The organism is Bosea sp. AS-1, from assembly GCF_002220095.1.
In the GTDB taxonomy this organism is placed as follows: domain Bacteria; phylum Pseudomonadota; class Alphaproteobacteria; order Rhizobiales; family Beijerinckiaceae; genus Allobosea.
Window position 1 is genome coordinate 2,022,180 of the sequence record NZ_CP022372.1, and the last position, 16,443, is coordinate 2,038,622.

The window sequence follows — 16,443 nt, forward strand, 5'->3', positions numbered from 1 at the left end:
GCGCCGACACCGGAAGAAGACCATGAGCAATCCGACCCAGACCGGCTCCGCCAAAGACCGCGTACTGATCTTCGACACGACCTTGCGCGACGGCGAGCAGTGCCCCGGCGCGACCATGACCTTCGAGGAGAAGCTGGAGGTCGCCGAAGCGCTCGACGCGATGGGCGTCGATATCATCGAGGCGGGCTTTCCGATCGCCTCGGAGGGCGATTTCGAAGCCGTCTCCGAGATCGCCCGGCGCCTCAAGCGGGCCACCGTTGCCGGCCTCGCTCGTGCCATCAGTGCCGACATCGCCCGGGCCGGCGAGGCGGTGCGCCATGCGGTGAAGCCGCGCATCCACACCTTCGTCTCCACCTCGCCGATCCATCTGGAGCACCAGATGCGCAAGAGCCAGGACGAGGTGCTGCAGATCATCTCCGCGACGGTGACCCAGGCCCGCAACCTGGTCGATGATATCGAGTGGTCGGCAATGGACGCCACCCGCACGCCGATCGACTATCTTTGCCGCGCGGTCGAGACCGCCATCAAGGCCGGCGCGACCACGATCAACCTGCCCGACACAGTCGGCTACGCCACGCCGGACGAGTATCGCGCGATGTTCAAAGCCGTGCGCGAGCGCGTGCCGAATGCCGATAAGGCGATCTTCTCGGCGCATTGCCATAACGACCTGGGTCTGGCCGTCGCCAATTCGCTGGCGGCGATCGAGGGTGGCGTGCGGCAGGTCGAATGCACGATCAACGGCATCGGCGAGCGCGCCGGCAATGCCGCGCTGGAAGAGGTCGTGATGGCGCTGCGCGTGCGCGGCGACGTGTTGCCCTACGACACCGGCATCGACGCGACGCAATTGATGCGGGTCTCCAAGGCTGTCTCGACAGCCTGCTCCTTCCCGGTGCAGTACAACAAGGCGATCGTCGGCCGGAACGCCTTCGCGCATGAGAGCGGCATCCACCAGGACGGCATGCTGAAGAACAACACCACCTATGAGATCATGACCCCGGCTTCGGTCGGCGTGACCAAGACCTCGCTGGTGATGGGCAAGCACTCCGGCCGCGCCGCCTTCCGCTCCAAGCTGAAGGACATGGGCTACGAGCTGGGCGACAACCAGCTCGAGGATGCCTTCACCCGCTTCAAGGCGCTGGCCGACCGCAAGAAGCATGTCTACGACGAGGACATCGAAGCGCTGGTCGACGAGAACATCGCCACCGCCAACGACCGGATCAAGCTGGAATCGCTGACTGTGATCGCCGGCACGCGCGGGCCGCAGCGCGCCACGATGAAGCTCGACGTCGATGGCCGTCATGTCACCGAGGAAGCCGAGGGCAACGGGCCGATCGACGCCGTCTTCAACGCGATCAAGGCGATCGTGCCGCATGAGGCGGGGCTCGAGCTCTACGATGTCCACGCGGTCACCGAAGGCACGGATGCGCAGGCGGAGGTGACAGTACGCCTCTCGCGCGACGGCTCCTCCGTCACCGGACGTGGCGCCGATCCCGACACGCTGGTCGCTTCGGCCAAGGCCTATCTGGTCGCGCTCAACAAGCTGATCGCGCGCGGCGGGCGTCTGCACGCGCAAGCGGCGGAGTAAGGGAAGGGCGTCGCCCCTTCTATATGGGGGTGACGCCGTCGATTCCGGTGGATGACGCCGCGGCGATCTGGCGCGGCTTCCGATCTTGCCCTCATCTGCTCTTCCGGTGCGGTCGCTCCTCCGGCGACCCTGGGGAGCGATGGCGATGGGCTATTTTCCGAACTGGACCCTGAAGACCTCCGGCGATGTCCTGCCGGACGAGCGGTTGCCCGCGGGGCAGACCGTTATTGCTGGCCTGCAGCATGTCGTCGCCATGTTCGGCTCGACGGTGCTGGCGCCGGTCCTGATGGGCTTCGACCCCAATGTCGCGATCTTCTTCTCGGGCATCGCGACGCTGCTGTTCTTCGTCATCACCCGAGGGCAACTGCCGAGCTATCTCGGCTCCTCCTTCGCCTTCATCGGCGTCGTGATCGCCGCGACCGGCTATGCCGGCTCGGGCCCCAACGCGAACATCGCGGTGGCGTTGGGCGGCATCATCGCCTGCGGCGTGGCCTACGCGCTGATCGGCCTGATCGTGCAGGCGGTCGGCACGCGCTGGATCGAGGCTCTGCTGCCGCCCGTGGTGACGGGTGCCGTCGTCGCGGCGATCGGCCTCAACCTCACCTCGGTCGCGATCAGCATGATTTCGGCCAGCCCCTATACCAAGTGGATCGCGCTGTTCACGGTCGTCGCGGTGGCGCTGGTCGCGGTCTATGGGCGCGGCCTGCCGCAGCGCCTGCCGGTGCTCATTGGTGGGCTCGCGGCCTACATCCTCTACGCACTGACGGCGCCGAGCTTCGGTGCGCCAGCCGTCGATTTTGGCAAGATCGGCGCCGCAGCCTGGTTCGGCCTGCCGCATTTCGTGGCGCCCGTGTTCGAGATGAAGGCGATGACGCTGATCGTGCCGGTCGCGATCATCCTGGTCGCGGAGAATCTCGGGCACATCAAGGGCATCTCGGTGATGACCGGGCGCAATTTCGACCACCTGATCGGCCGTGGCTTCTTCGCCGACGGCCTCGGCACCATCATTGCCGGATCGGGCGGCGGCACGGGCGTCACCACCTATGCGGAGAACATGGGCGTGATGGCGGTGACACGGGTCTATTCGACGCTGGTCTTCGTCGCGGCCGGCATCATCGCCATCCTACTCGGCTTCTCGCCGAAGTTCGGCGCGGTGATCGGGACGATTCCCGTGGCGGTGCTGGGTGGTCTCGCCGTTGTGGTCTTCGGACTCATCGCCGCGACCGCAGGCCGAATCTGGGTGGAGAACAAGGTCGACTTCTCCGAGCCGAAGAATCTCATCACCGTGGCCACGGCGCTGATCCTCGGTGCGGGCGATCTCAAGCTGCCGATCTTCGGTTACGAGCTCGGCGGCATCGGCACCGCGACCTTCGGCGCGATCGCGCTCTATCACCTGCTCAACCGCCGCACGGCGTAACGATTCACAGGCATCGCAGCGCATTCCGGTGAGCGGATTGCGATGCCTGTTTTCTCGTTTTCGCATCGGATTTTCCGAAAAGCGGCAGCCGGTTTTCGGTCCATCGCGAGGGCCCGCCGAAGAAATCCGGCGGGCCTGCAAAATTTCTGTCATGGATGGGTGGACAGGGCCGGGGGGCTTTGCTACACGCCCCCTGCCTGACGCGGCCGACGCCGCTGACCGGCGACGCTTCGTGGCGTATGGGTGATTAGCTCAGTTGGTAGAGCAGCTGACTCTTAATCAGCGGGTCGTAGGTTCGAGCCCTACATCACCCACCACGGTTTCCTCCAGACATCGCTGAACTGACAGGCTGGACCGAGCGGCTGGCTCGTCGAGCGCAGCCGCCCGAATACCGTCACCGCGCCGCGGCAAGGGCCGCGATCATGCCCGACAGCGAGTTGATCAGGATGAACTGATTGTCGACGCGCACCCAGCGCTGACCGGGACCCGGCGCGCGCAGATGATAGCGGTGATAATCGGCGACATAGTTGCGGCGATAATGCGAGGGCAGGGCGTGGCCGCGGACCCAGCGCTGCTTCTTGACGACCACGACCTTCTTCTTGACCACGTGCTTCTGCACGTGGACCGGACCGCGATGCGGCGCATGATAGTTCTGAGCAAAGGAAGTGGCCGGGGCGGCAAGAATTGAAACGCCGATGATCCCGGCTGCGAGAAATTTATTCATGTCGAAACTCCTTTCGTCTTGATGAGTTCATCATGGCGTCTGGAATATAAATCCCAGCTGAACGGTCGAATTAAATCTCTGTAATGTCTTTGTAATTTACCAATCGCGTGCACCGGGTAATCTGTCCGAGCTAATCTTCGTTTCTCGTCTAAGCGGATGGCCTCGGAAGCACCCGGCGTTCTGAAGGAGAGCTGGACCGCGCCGTGCTTTCGGGCTCTTTCTGTCAGGTGAGCCTGATCGAAGCGGAGCTAGGCCTTGGAGATCGAGCTGCTTTTGCGACTGTTCGCCGGCCTCGCCGCCGGAGTGGCCCTCGGCTGGCAGCGAACCCTGCGGCACAAGAGCGCCGGCATCCGCACCTTTGGTCTGGTCGGGCTGGGGACGGCGACGGCGGCCTGCCTGTTCAGCGAGACGCTCCATCCCGATGCGGCGAGCCGCGTCGTCCAGGGCGTATTGACCGGTATAGGCTTCCTGGGGGCAGGCCTGATCGTGCGGCGGAGCGACGACTTCATCCCACATGGGTTGACGACGGCGGCAGCGGTCTGGGTGACGGGGGCTCTGGGTTGTGCCGCCGGCCTCGGTCAATGGGCGATCGTGGCGGCGGCGACGCTCATGGCGTTCGCACTGCTGACACTCGATCACTCGCTTGAGCGCTGGGTCCAGCACCGTCATCCGGGCGACGAGGGCTCCGCCGGCGAGGGAGACGTCAAGTAGTCCCGCGCAGCCAGTGACACCTTGGGGCGAACCTTCGGCGGAATGGGGCGTTCCTTCCGCAGGAGGTCCATATCCTGATGATGATGGTCACGCATGACTGGCGTGCAGGCCCCGGCAATACGCCGGCCGTTCCCGATCCGCCGCCCGAAGCGCCGCCGCTGACGCCCGGCCAAGTGCCGCCGGCGCCGCCGGTCGAATCGCCACCGGATCAGGAACCGCCGGGCATTCCCAGCGAGCCGCCGCCGGAGCTGCCACCCAACGCCCCGCCCGAGGCGCCTCCTGCGACACCGATCGACCTGCCGCCGGAGCGCGAGCCGCGTCAGCCGCAGGAATGAACCCGAGGAGCGGCGTCTCTCTGCAGAACCTCAGAAGACGTAGCCGACGCGCACGCCGTAATTGGTGATGCCGGGGTTGTCATGGCAAAGCCCGGCATTCGACATGTGCTCGACCGTGGCCATGACGCTCCAGTTCGCACTGAGGCGGTAGCCGAGCGAGGCGGATTCGCGGAACAGCGGCGAGCAGCCGAGCGCGATCCGATCCAGCGGGACAACGCGACCGGTCTTGCCATTGTGGAAGCCCGCGCCGACGCTGATTTCGGCAAAGAGCCTGTCGGTGAAGTCGTAGGTCCAGGTGAAGCCGGCATAGACGGCGCTGGTATCGCCAGCCGTGTTGAGCGTCGTGCCGAGATGGAGCCGCGGCACGAAGAAGGCCATCGCCGGATCGGCTGGCTGGAACGGCTTGACGAAGAGGATCTCGAGATTGGCGTCGACGCTGCCGCTTTCGCGTGCGGCGGGGTTATGGGCGAGAACGCCGCCGCGCAGTTCCGAGATCAGGCCGACACCGACAACCGGCGGCGCATAGGCGAGGGGCGTCGTGAGATCGGCCGCGCCAGCCTCGCTGGCGAAAAGACCGAGAGTGACCAGGAGGAGGACACCCAGAGGCAACCGCAAGGACCGCATCAGACGAACCTCCGCTGCGATTCGTCATGGTTAACGAATCCTGTGCAGCGGAGAGTCGCCGGAATATGGTTTGCGAATCCTTAAGGTGGAGAAGGCGCCGGCCTTAGACCTTCGGCGCTTCGCCCGAACCGATATCCCAGTAGAGCCCGGCCATGGCGGTGAGCCCTTCGCGGGCGATGGCGACCGGCAGGTGCTCGTCCGGCGCGTGCTGCTGGCAGCCGGGGTAGGAGTGCGGCACCCAGATGGTGCGCAGCTTCAGGACCTCGGCGAAGATGTCGTTGGGCAGCGAGCCGCCGAGATTGGGCAGCAGCGCTGGTTTCTTGCCCGTGCTCTTGGCGATCGAGTCGATGGTGAACTGGACCCAGACGTCGTCGGGGTCGAGTCGCGTCGCACCGAAGCGTTCCGTGCCGGGTGTCACGATCTCAACCATGGAGAAGCCGTGGCGGTCGAGATGACGGCGCAGCGCCGGGATCACATCATGCGGATCGATGCCGACGACGAAGCGCAGGCCGCAGCGGGCCCAGGCGCTCGGAGGTACGGCGTTGACCGGCGTTTCCGGCACACCCGACTTCATCGCCAGTACGTCGAAGGAGCACCAGCCGAAGACCTGCTCGGCCGGAGAGAGACCAGCCTCGCCCCAGTTCGGATCGATGGTCGGACCATCGGGGCCGCCATCGACCTCGCAATCGGCAAGCGCGCGTCGCACCGAGGCGGGCAGCTCCTTCGGGACCCATTCATGGATCCGGATCTGGCCGGTGGGCGAGGTGATCGAGGCGATGGCGTGGACGAGCTGGATCGCCGGGTCCGAAAGCAGGCCACCCCAGTTGCCGGAATGGTGGCCGGCGTCGCGGGCGTTGATCTGCAGGTCGAAGGTGATGACGCCGCGGGCGCCGAGGAAGACGGTCGGGCGCTCGGCATTGAGGCGCGGCCCGTCGGAGGCGATCAGGATATCGGCCTTGAGCAGCTCGGCTTCATCGGCGCAGAGCTCGCGCAGGCCGGGCGAGCCCGATTCCTCACCCATTTCGATCAGGTACTTGGCGTTGAAGCCGAGCTTGCCGCGCGTCTCCAGCACGGCGCGCAGGCCGTTCAGGTTGATCAAGTGCTGGCCCTTGTTGTCGACGACGCCGCGGCCATACCAGCGGCCGTTCTTCTCGACGAGCTTCCAGGGCGAGAGACCTTCGCTCCACTGTGCGTCGAGGCCGCGAATGACGTCGCCATGGCCGTAGCCGAGGATGGTCGGCAGGGCAGGGTCCTCGATGCGCTCGGCATAGAGGAAGGGTCCCTTGGCCCTGGGATGCGTCAGGATGCGGCAGGTGAAGCCGAGCTTCTCCAGCAGCGGGCGCATCTCCAGATCGAGATATTCGGAGAGGACCGGGGCACGGTTGGGATTCTGGCTCTCGCTGGGCATCGCGACGAGGCGGCCGAGGTCGCTCTTCATGCGGCCTGAATCGAAATAGTCCTGTGCGGTCGCGATCGCCTGCGCGCGGGTCATGCTGGTCTTCCCTTCGGATTCGAGGCCGCCACAGTGCCGGTGGACGCAAGCCTCCGCCAGTGCCAAGAGACGGGGCACGCCATGCCCGGCGATCAGAGCCGCGGCGTGCCTGTCGGGAGATCTGCTGCCTCGCTCATGACGTTTATCCCTCACCCTCATCAGCTCGTCGCGCGCGACGCCATCCTTGCCGCGCGGGCGAAGGGGGCGGCGGGCTTCCTGCTGGGCGACCTCACGGGGCTCGGCAAGACGCTTTCCGCCTGGCTCGCGCTTTCGGCCATGCCGGAGGAGGAGATCCTGGTGATCTGCCCGAAGGGCGCGATCCCGCAATGGCGGCGGACCATCGCGCTGTCGGGTCTGCCGGCAAAGCGCGTGACGCTGATGAATTTCGAGAAGACGAAATCGCTGCTGGCGCCGCCGGCCGACAGCAAGAAACGCTCGACACGGGCGAAGAACAACGAGCTGGCAAAGCTCGGTACGCCGAAACGGATCTGGCCGCTGGTGGTGATCGACGAGGCGCACCGCATCCGCAACCCGTATTCACAGCAGGGGCTGGTCTGCCGCCAAATGGCGGCGCGGGCCGATTTCACGATCTATATGAGCGCGACGGCCGGGCAGTCGCCGCATGAGCTGTCCTATCTCGCGCCGCTTCTGGCCAGGGCGGCCGGCATGCCGAGCGCCGATCTAGACGGCTTCCGGGCGCTGATGAAGCGGCTGAAGATCGGCAAGGCCAAGGGGCGCTGGAAGAACTGGAGCTGGGAGCCGAACGAAACCGATCGCAAGGCGATGGCCGCGCTGCTCTATCGCGGCGCGAACGCCATCGGCCTGCGGCGCCGGCCGGAGGAGATCGCCGGCTGGCCGGAGGTGCAGCGGGAACTGACGCCGGTCTCGTTGGATGGCGCCGCGCGCAGGCTCTACGAGGCGACCTGGCGGGAGTTTCGCAAGGAGCTGGGGCTCGCCGGCGGCTCGACGCGCAAGCCGCAGGGTTGGGCCGCTGATCTGCGCTTCCGGCAGAAGGCGAGCCTGCTGCGCATCCCCGGCACCGCCGATTTCTGCGAGGACCTGCTTGGCAATGACGAGCAGGTGGCGATCTCGGTCTCCTTCCTCGAAACCAGCGCGATGCTGGCCGAGACGCTGAGCGGGCGCGGCTGGCGCACGGCTGAGATCAATGGCGAGCGCTCGGGCGCGCAGAACGAGGAGACGCGCATCGCCTTCCAGACCGGGCAGCTCGATGCGGTGATCTTCACCGTGACCGAGTCGATCTCATTGCATCGCGGCGAGATGGCGGGCGGGGAGCGGGAGAGGGCGCTCGTCATCCACGACATGCGCCACAGCGCGATCCAGCTCCAGCAGATCGAGGGGCGTTGCCATCGCGATGGCCAGCACGCGACGATCTTCTACACCTATGCCGAGGATACGGTGGAGGAGGCGATTGCCGGGACGGTCATCCAGCGCATGGCGGCGATGGAAGGGCTGGCGGGTGACGACACGCGAATGCTCGAGGCGATCGCCCAGATCGTCGAGGGGCGTGCGGCGGCCTGAAGGCCTTCCAGTATTATTGCCGCGCGCGCTCGCCGAGATCCTTGGCACCTTCGACCGAGGATTGGGTCAGCCGCACGATGCTGTTCCAGGCGTCGCGCGTGTAGGCGCCCTGATGCACAATGGCGTCGTAGCCGACCACCAGCACGATGATGAGCAGAAGCACGCGGAACACGAAAGACACTCCCTCGATAGCGTCGCATCAACGCCGCGTTCAAGGGAGGGTTCCCGTGCCGGGCCGCGGTGAGCAGCCGCAGGCCAGTTTCAGCCGGTGGGCAGCAGCTCCTTCAGTCGCAGCAAGGCGATCTTTTCGACCTGCTTCAGCGCCGTCGCGAATTCCTGTTCCGGCGTGTTTTTCAGGCGCTCCTCGAAGGCGGTGAGGATCTCGGCCTTGGCGGCTCCCTTTACCGCCATGATGAAGGGGATGCCGAAGCGGGCCTTGTAGGCCTCGTTCAGCGCCGTGAAGCGGACCCGCTCGTCGCTGGTCAGCCGGTCGAGCCCGGCCGAAGCCTGCTCGCCGGTCGATTCGGGAGTCAGCTCGCCGGCTGCCGCCAGCTTGCCCGCCAGGTCGGGATGGGCGGCGAGCAAGGCCTTCTGCCTGTCGGAGGCGGCCTTGCGCATCACGGCGGTCATGGCGGCATGGAGCCCTTCGGCTGTGTCCTGGGCCGGCGTGAGCCCGGCGTCGTAGGTCGCCTCGGCGATCCAGGGGGAATGCTCCCAGACGCGGCCATAGACCTCGGTGAACAGGGCCTTCGGGAGTTTCGAGGGCACGTAGCCGCCCACCGGCGGATGTGTCCTGACCCAGTGGCGGGCGATGTCGAGCCGGGTCGCGACCCAGACTCTGTCATGGCTCTTCACATAATCGAGGAAGCGGGCGAGCGCGGCGGCGCGGCCGGGTCGGCCGACGAGGCGGCAATGCAGGCCGACCGACATCATCTTCGGGGCGGTCTCGCCCTCGGCATAGAGCGTGTCGAAGGAGTCCTTCAGATAGGCGAAGAACTGGTCGCCGGCATTGAAGCCCTGCGGCGTGGCGAAGCGCATGTCATTGGCGTCGAGCGTATAGGGCACGGCGAGTTGCGGTCCCTTCGGTCCGACGAGCCAATAGGGCAATTCGTCGGCATAGACGTCGGCCGTGTAGAGGAAGCCGCCTTCCTCCATGGTGAGCGGGATCGTGTTCTGCGAGGTGCGGCCCTGGTAGCAGCCGAGGGGGCGCTCGCCGGCCAGTTCAGTCTGGATGCGGATCGCCTCCTGGATGTCGGCGCGCTCGCGCTCCTTCGGTGTGTCACGGTAGTCGATCCATTTCAGGCCATGGGTCGCGATCTCCCAACCGGCCTCCTGCATCGAGCCGACGATCTCCGGGTAGCGGGCGAGCGCACTCGCCACCGCAAAAACGGTCACCGGCAGGTTGCGCTCGGTGAACATCCGCCACAGCCGCCAGTAGCCGGCGCGGGAGCCATATTCGTAGATCGACTCCATGTTCATGTGGCGCTGGCCCGGCCAGGGGGCGGCGCCGACGATCTCGGACAGGAAGGCCTCGGAGGCGGCGTCCCCGTGCAGGACGCAGTTCTCGCCGCCTTCCTCGTAATTGATCACGAACTGGACGGCGATGCGGGCCTCTCCCGGCCAATGCGGGTGGGGTGGGGTGCGGCCATAGCCCTTGAGGTCGCGCGGATAGGTCGTCTGGCTCATGGGTCTAGCTGCCGCGATAGGTGGAATAGCTCCAGGGCGAGGCCAGGAGCGGGACGTGATAATGGCCCTCCGGCTCGGCGATGCCGAAGCGGATAGGGACGATGTCGAGGAAGGGGGGAGCGGGCAGGGCGGTGCCGAGCCCTCGGAAATAGGCGCCGATCGCGAAGCTCAATTCATAGGAGCCGGGTGTCAGCGTCCCGGTGAGGAGCGGGGCGTCGGTGCGGCCATTGGCATTGGTGACGGCTTGCGCCAGCTGCGCGCGGGTTCCGTCGGAGTTCAACCGCTCCAGCGTGATCGCGATGCCGGCGGCGGGCCGGCCGTTCACCGTGTCGAGCACATGCGTCGAGAGACGTCCCATCCCTGTCCTTCTCCTGCGGCACGTCGGCTCGGCGGGCCGATTCCGGAAACGGTTTGCGCGAGTTTAGAACCGCGCTTCGGAAAAGGGATATCGGCTTTTGCGACAAGATCATGTTCCCGGATGTCGATCCATCGGGGCGTCGTGGTGATTTCGGGCGAAGCCAAAGCAGGCTAGCGTTGGACGCCGGAGTGCATCCTCCGGATTCGCGTCCACCACCAGCCTCGCGGAGCGAAGCGCCATGCTCAGCGCCTATCTGATGGAATGGGGCAGCATGATGCTGCGCTGGCTCCACGTCATCACGGCCATCGCCTGGATCGGCTCCTCCTTCTTCTTCATCCATCTCGATGCCTCCTTGCGGCCGTCATCCGACATCCCCCCGGGCACAGGCGGGCGCGCCTGGCAGGTGCATGGCGGCGGTTTCTACGAGATGCGCAAATACATGGTGGCGCCGGCCGTGATGCCGGCGGAGCTGACCTGGCACAAATGGCAGAGCTACTGGACCTGGATCTCCGGCTTCTTCCTGCTGGTCTGGGTCTATTACGCGCAGTCGGAGCTCTACCTGATCGACCCGGCGGTGATGCAGCTCTCGCCCGTCGCGGCGGGGGCGATCGGCATCGCGGCGCTGGTCGTCGGCTGGCTGATCTACGACTGGATGTGCCGCTCGCCGCTCGGCCGGCACGACGTGCTGCTCGGGCTGATCGGCTTCGGCTATGTCGTGGCGGCAAGCTGGGCTTTCGCCCATGTCTTCTCCGGACGCGGCGCGCTGATCCATACCGGCGCGCTGATGGCGACCATCATGACCGCCAACGTCTTCTTCAACATCATGCCGGGGCAGCGGAAGGTGATCGCCGCGCTGACCGCCGGCGAAAAGCCCGATCCGAAATACGGCAAGGCCGCCAAGCAGCGCTCGACGCACAACAACTACATCACCCTGCCGGTGCTGTTCCTGATGCTGTCGAACCACTATCCGGTGACCTACGCCAACGCGGCGGTGATCCCGCTGCTGGTGGCATTGGTGATCGTGGCCGGCGCGCTGATCAGGCACTTCTTCAACGTACGCCATGCCGACCACGCGAAATCGCCGTGGTGGTGCTGGGCGGTCGCGATCCTGGCGCTGTGGCTCGTCTTCTGGGTGGCGATGTCGTCCTCGCCGGGCGGGCGCGAGCAGCTCGGCCTGAAGCCGCGCGAGCCGGGCAAGCCTGTGCTCTTGGCGGGCATGAGCCTGCCGCCGGCCGAGGTGACGAACATCGTCACCGGGCGCTGCGCGATGTGCCACGCGCCCGAGCCGTCCTGGCCCGGTATCCAGATCGCGCCGAAGGGCGTGTTGCTCGACGGGCCGGAGCAGATCGCCATGCACGCCCGCGCCATTCGGACGCAGGCGGTGATGACCCATGCCATGCCGCCCAACAACCTCTCCGGCATGACGGCCGGCGAGAGGCGGGTTCTGGCTGCCTGGCTCGCTGAAACGCCGCGTTGATGCAGGTTTTGCGCGTTCCTTGCCGTCGCCCGGTGATCGCTGTTTCGACGATCGGTTTCGGTCTTCGTTCAGCTTTTGCGCAATTGGCTCACGAGTCCGTGATCGCGTTCAGTTTCGGTTCATCTGCTCACCGCCACTGTTGCGTCCCACAGACAGGCTGGAGGCAGGCTCCATGAAGGAGCCGTCCGCGCCTTGGGACCGTGGGGGTCCAGTTGAGACGCTTGGATGCAAGGGGCACCAGCTACCTGCTGGCGGCCATCGCTTTCGTCGTGGCATGGGGCGTCCTGTGCTGGCCCTGGCTTTCGGGGTCGGTAACGATTCCGTTCGATGCCAAGGCGCACTTCCAGGCGCAGGTCGAGTTCCTGGCGCGGGCGATCCATTCCGGCCAGTCGCCTTTCTGGAACCATAACGTCTTCGCCGGTTCGCCTCAGGTCGCGGATCCGCAATCCCTCATCTTCTCACCGGCGATCCTGCTGGCGCTGCTCTCGCCGGCGCCGAGTTTCCGCATGGTCGATGCCTTCGTGCTGCTGCATCTGCTGGCGGCCGGCTTCGCGGTCATCATGTTCTTCAAGGATCGCGGCTGGCATCCGGCCGGCGGACTGCTGGCCGCGCTCGTCTTCGCCTTCGGCGCCTCGGCCTCCTGGCGTATCCAGCATATCGGGCAGATCGAAAGTCTCGCGTTCTTCGCCATCGCCTTCTGGCTGACGGCGCGGATGCTGCAGCGGAATTCGGCCTGGGCTGGACTCTTCGCCGGGCTTTCGGCCGGGCTGATGGTGCTGAAGCCGGACCAGGTCGCGATGCTCGGCGGCTATGTGCTGATCGGCATGGTGCTGGCGCATTGGATCGCGGGCGGCTGGCCGGCGATCCGTGGCTCGCTGCTGCCTGCCGCGCTGGCGAGCGTTGCCGGAATGGCCGTGATCGCGATGCCGCTGCTCTGGACCTGGCTGTTCGCCGAGGCGACGACACGGCCGGAGATCAGCCTGGGTGTGGCGACCTCGGGCTCGCTGCACCCGGCTTCGCTGCTGACCGCCTTCATCGGCGATCTGTTCGGCGCCAAGGATCCGAAGGTCGAGTTCTGGGGGCCGTACCTCAATCCGAACTGGGTGAAGGACCTCGCGCTCTCGCAGAACATGGCGCAGGTCTATATGGGCGCGCTGCCGATGCTGCTGCTGATCGCGCCCGGGCTGACACGCGGCTGGCTCTGGGACAAGGCGGTGCGGCCGCTGACGCTGCTCTTCCTGTTCATGGTGCTCTATGCGCTCGGGCGCTATACGCCGTTCTTCGAGGCCACTTACGACTATCTGCCCGGCGTGAAGATGTTCCGCCGGCCGGCCGATGCGACCTTCCTGATCGGCGCGCTCGGCGCGGTGCTTGCCGGCTATGTGCTGCACCGGATGCTGACGGCCGAGAATATCTCCTTCCGCCGCGACCTGGCGATCGGCGGAGCGGTCGTGCTGGCGATCGTGCTCGGCGCGGTCCTGTTGTCGCGCAATGAGGGGCATCTCGCCGATGCCTGGAAGCCGGTGGCGATTGCGCTCGGCTGGTTCGGTGCGGCTGTCGCGTTGCTGTTCGTTCTGCAGCGCTGGCGCGGGGCGCTCGGCCCGGTCGCGGCCGTGGTGCTGGTGACGGGTGTCGTCGCTTCCGACCTCGGCGCCAATAACGGCCCGAACGAATCGACGGCGCTGTCGCCGGATCTCTACGACGTGCTGCGGCCGACGACGCGCAACCAGACCATCGCGCTCATCAAGCAGCTGACGGCGCAGCCGGCCGGTTCGCCGCGGCGCGACCGGGTGGAGCTGCTCGGCATGGGCTTCGAATGGCCGAATGCCGGCATGGTGCACGGTTTCGACCATACGCTGGGCTACAACCCCCTGCGCCTGGAGGATTTCTCGGAAGCCGTCGGCACCGGAGACGGCATCGCCCGGCCGGCCGATCGCAAGTTCACGCCGCTCTTCCCCTCCTATCACAGCCAGCTCGCGAACCTGCTCGGCCTGCGCTACATCGCCTCGCCCGTACCGATCGAGCAGGTCGACCGCACGCTGCATGACGGCGATCTCAAGCTGCTGGCGCGTACCAAGCAGGGCTATGTCTACGAGAACCCGCATGCGTTGCCGCGGGTGCAGTTCGTCGGCGGCTGGGCGCTTGCCGACTTCGAGAGCATGAAGCTGTCAGGCCGCTGGCCGGATACCGATCTGGAGCAGGCGGTGCTGCTCGACACCGAGCCGCCGGTTTCCACGCCGGAGGGGCCGGTCTCCGTGCAGGCCGAGGTCAAGCTTGTGAGCTATCGCAACGCCGCCGTCGAGATCGAGGTGACCACGCCAGCCGCCGGTTTCGTCGTGCTCAACGACGTCTGGCATCCCTGGTGGCGCGCGCAGGTCGACGGCGTCGATACCGACATCCTGAGGGCCAATGTGCTGTTCCGGGCCGTGCAGGTGCCGGCCGGCACGCACAAGGTGAGCTTCACCTTCCAGCCGCTGGCAGGAGCCATCGCCGAGCTCGAGGCGCGGTTCGCGCCGAAGGAGCCGGAGGATACCCTGCCTCTGCCGCCGCCGGTCGACCGGAACGAGCCGCAGGTCGTGATGTCCACTGGCGAGGAGCCGTTCCTGGCGGGGCTGTCGCCCTCAGTTCGCGACTCGCTCGGACTTGGCCCCGTCCAGCGCGGGCCGGCTAGCCGCAACGGCACCGCCTCGGCCCAGATCTTCGGCGAATCCGAAGCGCACTGAGCCGGACCCGGTTGCCCGTCATCGTAAGCGATGACGGGGCGGTCGCCGCCTCAGGCGACGCCGAGCTTCTTCTGCAGGCTGCTGGAGGAGGTGGTGTACTGGAAGGTCAGCCGCTTGTCCGGATAGACGTAGCGATGCACCTTCTGGGCGCAGAGCGCGCCTTCATGGAAGCCGGAGAGGATCAGCTTCAACTTGCCCGGATAGGTGTTGATGTCGCCGATGGCGAAGATGCCCGGCACATTCGTCTCGAACTTCTCGGTATCGACCGGGATCAGGTTCTCGTGGAGGTTCAGCCCCCAATCGGCGATGGGGCCGAGCTTCATGGTCAGCCCGAAGAACGGCAGCAGCGTATCGCAGGCGATCTCGAAGCTGCCGCCGTCATTGTCGCGGCAGATCACGGCTTCGAGCTTGCCGTCCTGGCCTTTCAGCCCGGTGATCTGACCGAGCTTCATGTCCATCCTGCCGTCGGCGACGAGCGAGCGCATCTGCTCGACCGAGTGCGGCGCGGCGCGGAAATCGTCGCGGCGGTGCATCAGCGTGACGCGGCTGGCGAGAGGCTGGAGGTTCAACGTCCAGTCGAGGGCGGAATCGCCGCCGCCGACGATCAGGATGTTGCGGCCGCGGAAGGCCTCCATCTTGCGCACGGCGTAGAAGACCGAACCGCCGAGTTCGTATTCCTCGATGCCGGGGATCGGCGGCTTCTTCGGCTGGAAGGAGCCGCCGCCGGCGGCGATGACCACGGCCTTGGTGTCGAAGACCGTGCTGGTATCAGTGGTGACGCGGAAGCGCGGCGCCTCGGCGGTCCCGACCGGCTCGATCGCGGCGATCATCTGGTTGAGATGGAAGGTCGGGCCGAAGGGTTTGATCTGCTCCAGCAGGTTGTCGACCAAGGCCTGGCCGGTCACCAGCGGGAAGCCGGGGATATCGTAGATCGGCTTCTCCGGGTAAAGCTCGGCGCATTGGCCGCCGACCTTCGGCAGGATGTCGACGACATGCGCGCGGATGTCGAGCAGGCCCAGCTCGAAGACGGCGAAGAGGCCGCAGGGGCCGGCGCCGACGATGACGACGTCCGTGGAAATGACTTCGGTGTCGCTGGTCGCGGCGCTGCTCATGGTCCTACCTTCGATCCGGTCCAAACTGTGCGTTTTGACGAACCCCTTCCGGGCAGGAAATGAGGCTTCCTCCGCAACTTGGCAAGCGCCGATAAGGCTCAGGCGCCAGTATCGGCACGCAGGCCGGCGGCGGCGATGCCGGCGGTCGCAGCTGCCTCGTCATTGTCGGAAGTATCGCCCGAGATGCCGACCGCGCCGAGAAGCTCGCCCTCCGGCGAACGGATCAGCACGCCGCCCGGCACGGGCATCAGCAGGCCGCCAACGGCGTGGGTCGCGGCTTCGATGAAATACGGCCGCTCCTGCGCCATCTTGTGGAGCGCGCGCGAGCCGAGACCGAGCGCCACGGCGCCATGCGCCTTACCAAGCGCGATTTCACCGCGCTTCAGGCTGGTGCCATCCTGGGCCGCGAAGGCCTTCTGCGCGCCGCGCGCGTCAATGACCGCGATGGCGAGCGGCTTGAACTTGCCTTCGGTGGCGTGGGCGAGGGCGGTGGACAGAATCGTCTGGGCCTGGGCGAGCGACAGCATCGAGGAAACTCCGGTTCAGGGCGGGCCATTCCTTTTGCCAGTCTCCCGTGCCGTCGAGAAGGAGGTTTGCAGGTAAACTGTTGTGTGGCCGGGGAGATAATGGGGGCGATCCGGGGCCGGCGGTTCGCGTAAC

General features: G+C 66.3%; 15 protein-coding genes and 1 tRNA gene. 8 read left to right on the forward strand and 8 right to left on the reverse strand.

What is annotated here, in order from left to right:
• The first annotated feature begins 22 nt into the window (after window positions 1-22).
• The 3 genes from CE453_RS11295 to CE453_RS11305 all read left to right on the forward strand — a co-directional run bounded on the left by CE453_RS11295 (window position 23) and on the right by CE453_RS11305 (window position 3,319).
• Window positions 23-1,585 (forward strand): 2-isopropylmalate synthase, encoded by a 1,563-nt coding sequence (locus tag CE453_RS11295; RefSeq protein WP_089174676.1) that lies wholly within the window; start codon window positions 23-25, stop codon window positions 1,583-1,585.
• Window positions 1,586-1,724: 139 nt separating this feature from the next.
• Window positions 1,725-3,002 (forward strand): solute carrier family 23 protein, encoded by a 1,278-nt coding sequence (locus CE453_RS11300; protein ID WP_089174677.1) that lies wholly within the window; start codon window positions 1,725-1,727, stop codon window positions 3,000-3,002.
• Window positions 3,003-3,243: 241 nt separating this feature from the next.
• Window positions 3,244-3,319 (forward strand) — tRNA-Lys (locus CE453_RS11305).
• 77 nt (window positions 3,320-3,396) lie between these two features.
• Here the strand turns inward: CE453_RS11305 and CE453_RS11310 are convergent.
• Window positions 3,397-3,726 carry an RcnB family protein gene (locus CE453_RS11310; RefSeq protein ID WP_089174678.1) on the reverse strand — a complete coding sequence of 110 codons (330 nt, stop codon included), beginning with the start codon at window positions 3,724-3,726 and terminating at the stop codon, window positions 3,397-3,399.
• A 255-nt stretch (window positions 3,727-3,981) separates the two neighbouring features.
• Here CE453_RS11310 and CE453_RS11315 point away from each other — a divergent pair, with 255 nt between their 5' ends.
• Complete coding sequence (locus CE453_RS11315; RefSeq protein WP_089174679.1) at window positions 3,982-4,437, forward strand: MgtC/SapB family protein; 456 nt, start codon at window positions 3,982-3,984, stop codon at window positions 4,435-4,437.
• A 77-nt stretch (window positions 4,438-4,514) separates the two neighbouring features.
• The gene (locus CE453_RS11320) at window positions 4,515-4,772 is read left to right on the forward strand and encodes a hypothetical protein (RefSeq protein ID WP_089174680.1); all 258 of its coding nucleotides are present in this window, start codon (window positions 4,515-4,517) and stop codon (window positions 4,770-4,772) included.
• A gap of 30 nt (window positions 4,773-4,802) precedes the next feature.
• Here CE453_RS11320 and CE453_RS11325 read toward each other — a convergent pair whose 3' ends face one another.
• On the reverse strand, window positions 4,803-5,396 hold the full coding sequence (locus CE453_RS11325) for an acyloxyacyl hydrolase (RefSeq protein WP_089174681.1): 594 nt from the start codon (window positions 5,394-5,396) through the stop codon (window positions 4,803-4,805).
• Window positions 5,397-5,499: 103 nt separating this feature from the next.
• On the reverse strand, window positions 5,500-6,888 hold the full coding sequence (locus CE453_RS11330) for a M20 family metallopeptidase (protein WP_089174682.1): 1,389 nt from the start codon (window positions 6,886-6,888) through the stop codon (window positions 5,500-5,502).
• 135 nt (window positions 6,889-7,023) lie between these two features.
• Between CE453_RS11330 and CE453_RS11335 the strand changes: the two genes are divergently transcribed.
• Window positions 7,024-8,427, forward strand: a complete 1,404-nt coding sequence (locus CE453_RS11335; protein ID WP_089174683.1) for an SNF2-related protein — start codon at window positions 7,024-7,026, stop codon at window positions 8,425-8,427.
• A gap of 13 nt (window positions 8,428-8,440) precedes the next feature.
• Here CE453_RS11335 and CE453_RS28540 read toward each other — a convergent pair whose 3' ends face one another.
• The 3 genes from CE453_RS28540 to uraH all read right to left on the reverse strand — a co-directional run bounded on the left by CE453_RS28540 (window position 8,441) and on the right by uraH (window position 10,471).
• Window positions 8,441-8,599: a hypothetical protein gene (locus CE453_RS28540; protein WP_157732992.1), complete on the reverse strand. Its 159-nt coding sequence runs from the start codon at window positions 8,597-8,599 to the stop codon at window positions 8,441-8,443.
• Window positions 8,600-8,688: 89 nt separating this feature from the next.
• Window positions 8,689-10,113, reverse strand: a complete 1,425-nt coding sequence (puuE, locus tag CE453_RS11340) for an allantoinase PuuE (RefSeq protein WP_089174684.1) — start codon at window positions 10,111-10,113, stop codon at window positions 8,689-8,691.
• Window positions 10,114-10,117: 4 nt separating this feature from the next.
• Window positions 10,118-10,471, reverse strand: a complete 354-nt coding sequence (gene uraH / locus CE453_RS11345) for a hydroxyisourate hydrolase (RefSeq protein ID WP_089174685.1) — start codon at window positions 10,469-10,471, stop codon at window positions 10,118-10,120.
• 238 nt (window positions 10,472-10,709) lie between these two features.
• Here uraH and CE453_RS11350 point away from each other — a divergent pair, with 238 nt between their 5' ends.
• The gene (locus CE453_RS11350) at window positions 10,710-11,948 is read left to right on the forward strand and encodes a urate hydroxylase PuuD (RefSeq protein ID WP_089174686.1); all 1,239 of its coding nucleotides are present in this window, start codon (window positions 10,710-10,712) and stop codon (window positions 11,946-11,948) included.
• Window positions 11,949-12,160: 212 nt separating this feature from the next.
• Window positions 12,161-14,671, forward strand: a complete 2,511-nt coding sequence (locus tag CE453_RS11355; protein WP_157732993.1) for a hypothetical protein — start codon at window positions 12,161-12,163, stop codon at window positions 14,669-14,671.
• Between the two features lie 50 nt (window positions 14,672-14,721).
• Here CE453_RS11355 and CE453_RS11360 read toward each other — a convergent pair whose 3' ends face one another.
• Both CE453_RS11360 and CE453_RS11365 read right to left on the reverse strand, forming a co-directional pair.
• Complete coding sequence (locus tag CE453_RS11360; protein WP_089174688.1) at window positions 14,722-15,783, reverse strand: NAD(P)/FAD-dependent oxidoreductase; 1,062 nt, start codon at window positions 15,781-15,783, stop codon at window positions 14,722-14,724.
• Between the two features lie 98 nt (window positions 15,784-15,881).
• Window positions 15,882-16,310 carry a GlcG/HbpS family heme-binding protein gene (locus tag CE453_RS11365; RefSeq protein WP_089174689.1) on the reverse strand — a complete coding sequence of 143 codons (429 nt, stop codon included), beginning with the start codon at window positions 16,308-16,310 and terminating at the stop codon, window positions 15,882-15,884.
• Window positions 16,311-16,443 lie beyond the last annotated feature (133 nt).

Excerpts from the sequence above, each read along its gene's own strand:
- CE453_RS11365 (WP_089174689.1), bottom strand. The coding sequence starts at position 16,310 with ATGCTGTCGCTCGCCCAGGCCCAGACGATTCTGTCCACCGCCCTCGCC.
- uraH (WP_089174685.1), bottom strand. The coding sequence starts at position 10,471 with ATGGGACGTCTCTCGACGCATGTGCTCGACACGGTGAACGGCCGGCCC.
- CE453_RS11360 (WP_089174688.1), bottom strand. The coding sequence starts at position 15,783 with ATGAGCAGCGCCGCGACCAGCGACACCGAAGTCATTTCCACGGACGTC.
- CE453_RS11330 (WP_089174682.1), bottom strand. The coding sequence starts at position 6,888 with ATGACCCGCGCGCAGGCGATCGCGACCGCACAGGACTATTTCGATTCA.
- CE453_RS11310 (WP_089174678.1), bottom strand. The coding sequence starts at position 3,726 with ATGAATAAATTTCTCGCAGCCGGGATCATCGGCGTTTCAATTCTTGCC.
- CE453_RS11350 (WP_089174686.1), top strand. The coding sequence starts at position 10,710 with ATGCTCAGCGCCTATCTGATGGAATGGGGCAGCATGATGCTGCGCTGG.
- CE453_RS11300 (WP_089174677.1), top strand. The coding sequence starts at position 1,725 with ATGGCGATGGGCTATTTTCCGAACTGGACCCTGAAGACCTCCGGCGAT.
- CE453_RS11295 (WP_089174676.1), top strand. The coding sequence starts at position 23 with ATGAGCAATCCGACCCAGACCGGCTCCGCCAAAGACCGCGTACTGATC.
- CE453_RS11335 (WP_089174683.1), top strand. The coding sequence starts at position 7,024 with ATGACGTTTATCCCTCACCCTCATCAGCTCGTCGCGCGCGACGCCATC.
- CE453_RS11320 (WP_089174680.1), top strand. The coding sequence starts at position 4,515 with ATGATGATGGTCACGCATGACTGGCGTGCAGGCCCCGGCAATACGCCG.
- puuE (WP_089174684.1), bottom strand. The coding sequence starts at position 10,113 with ATGAGCCAGACGACCTATCCGCGCGACCTCAAGGGCTATGGCCGCACC.
- CE453_RS11325 (WP_089174681.1), bottom strand. The coding sequence starts at position 5,396 with ATGCGGTCCTTGCGGTTGCCTCTGGGTGTCCTCCTCCTGGTCACTCTC.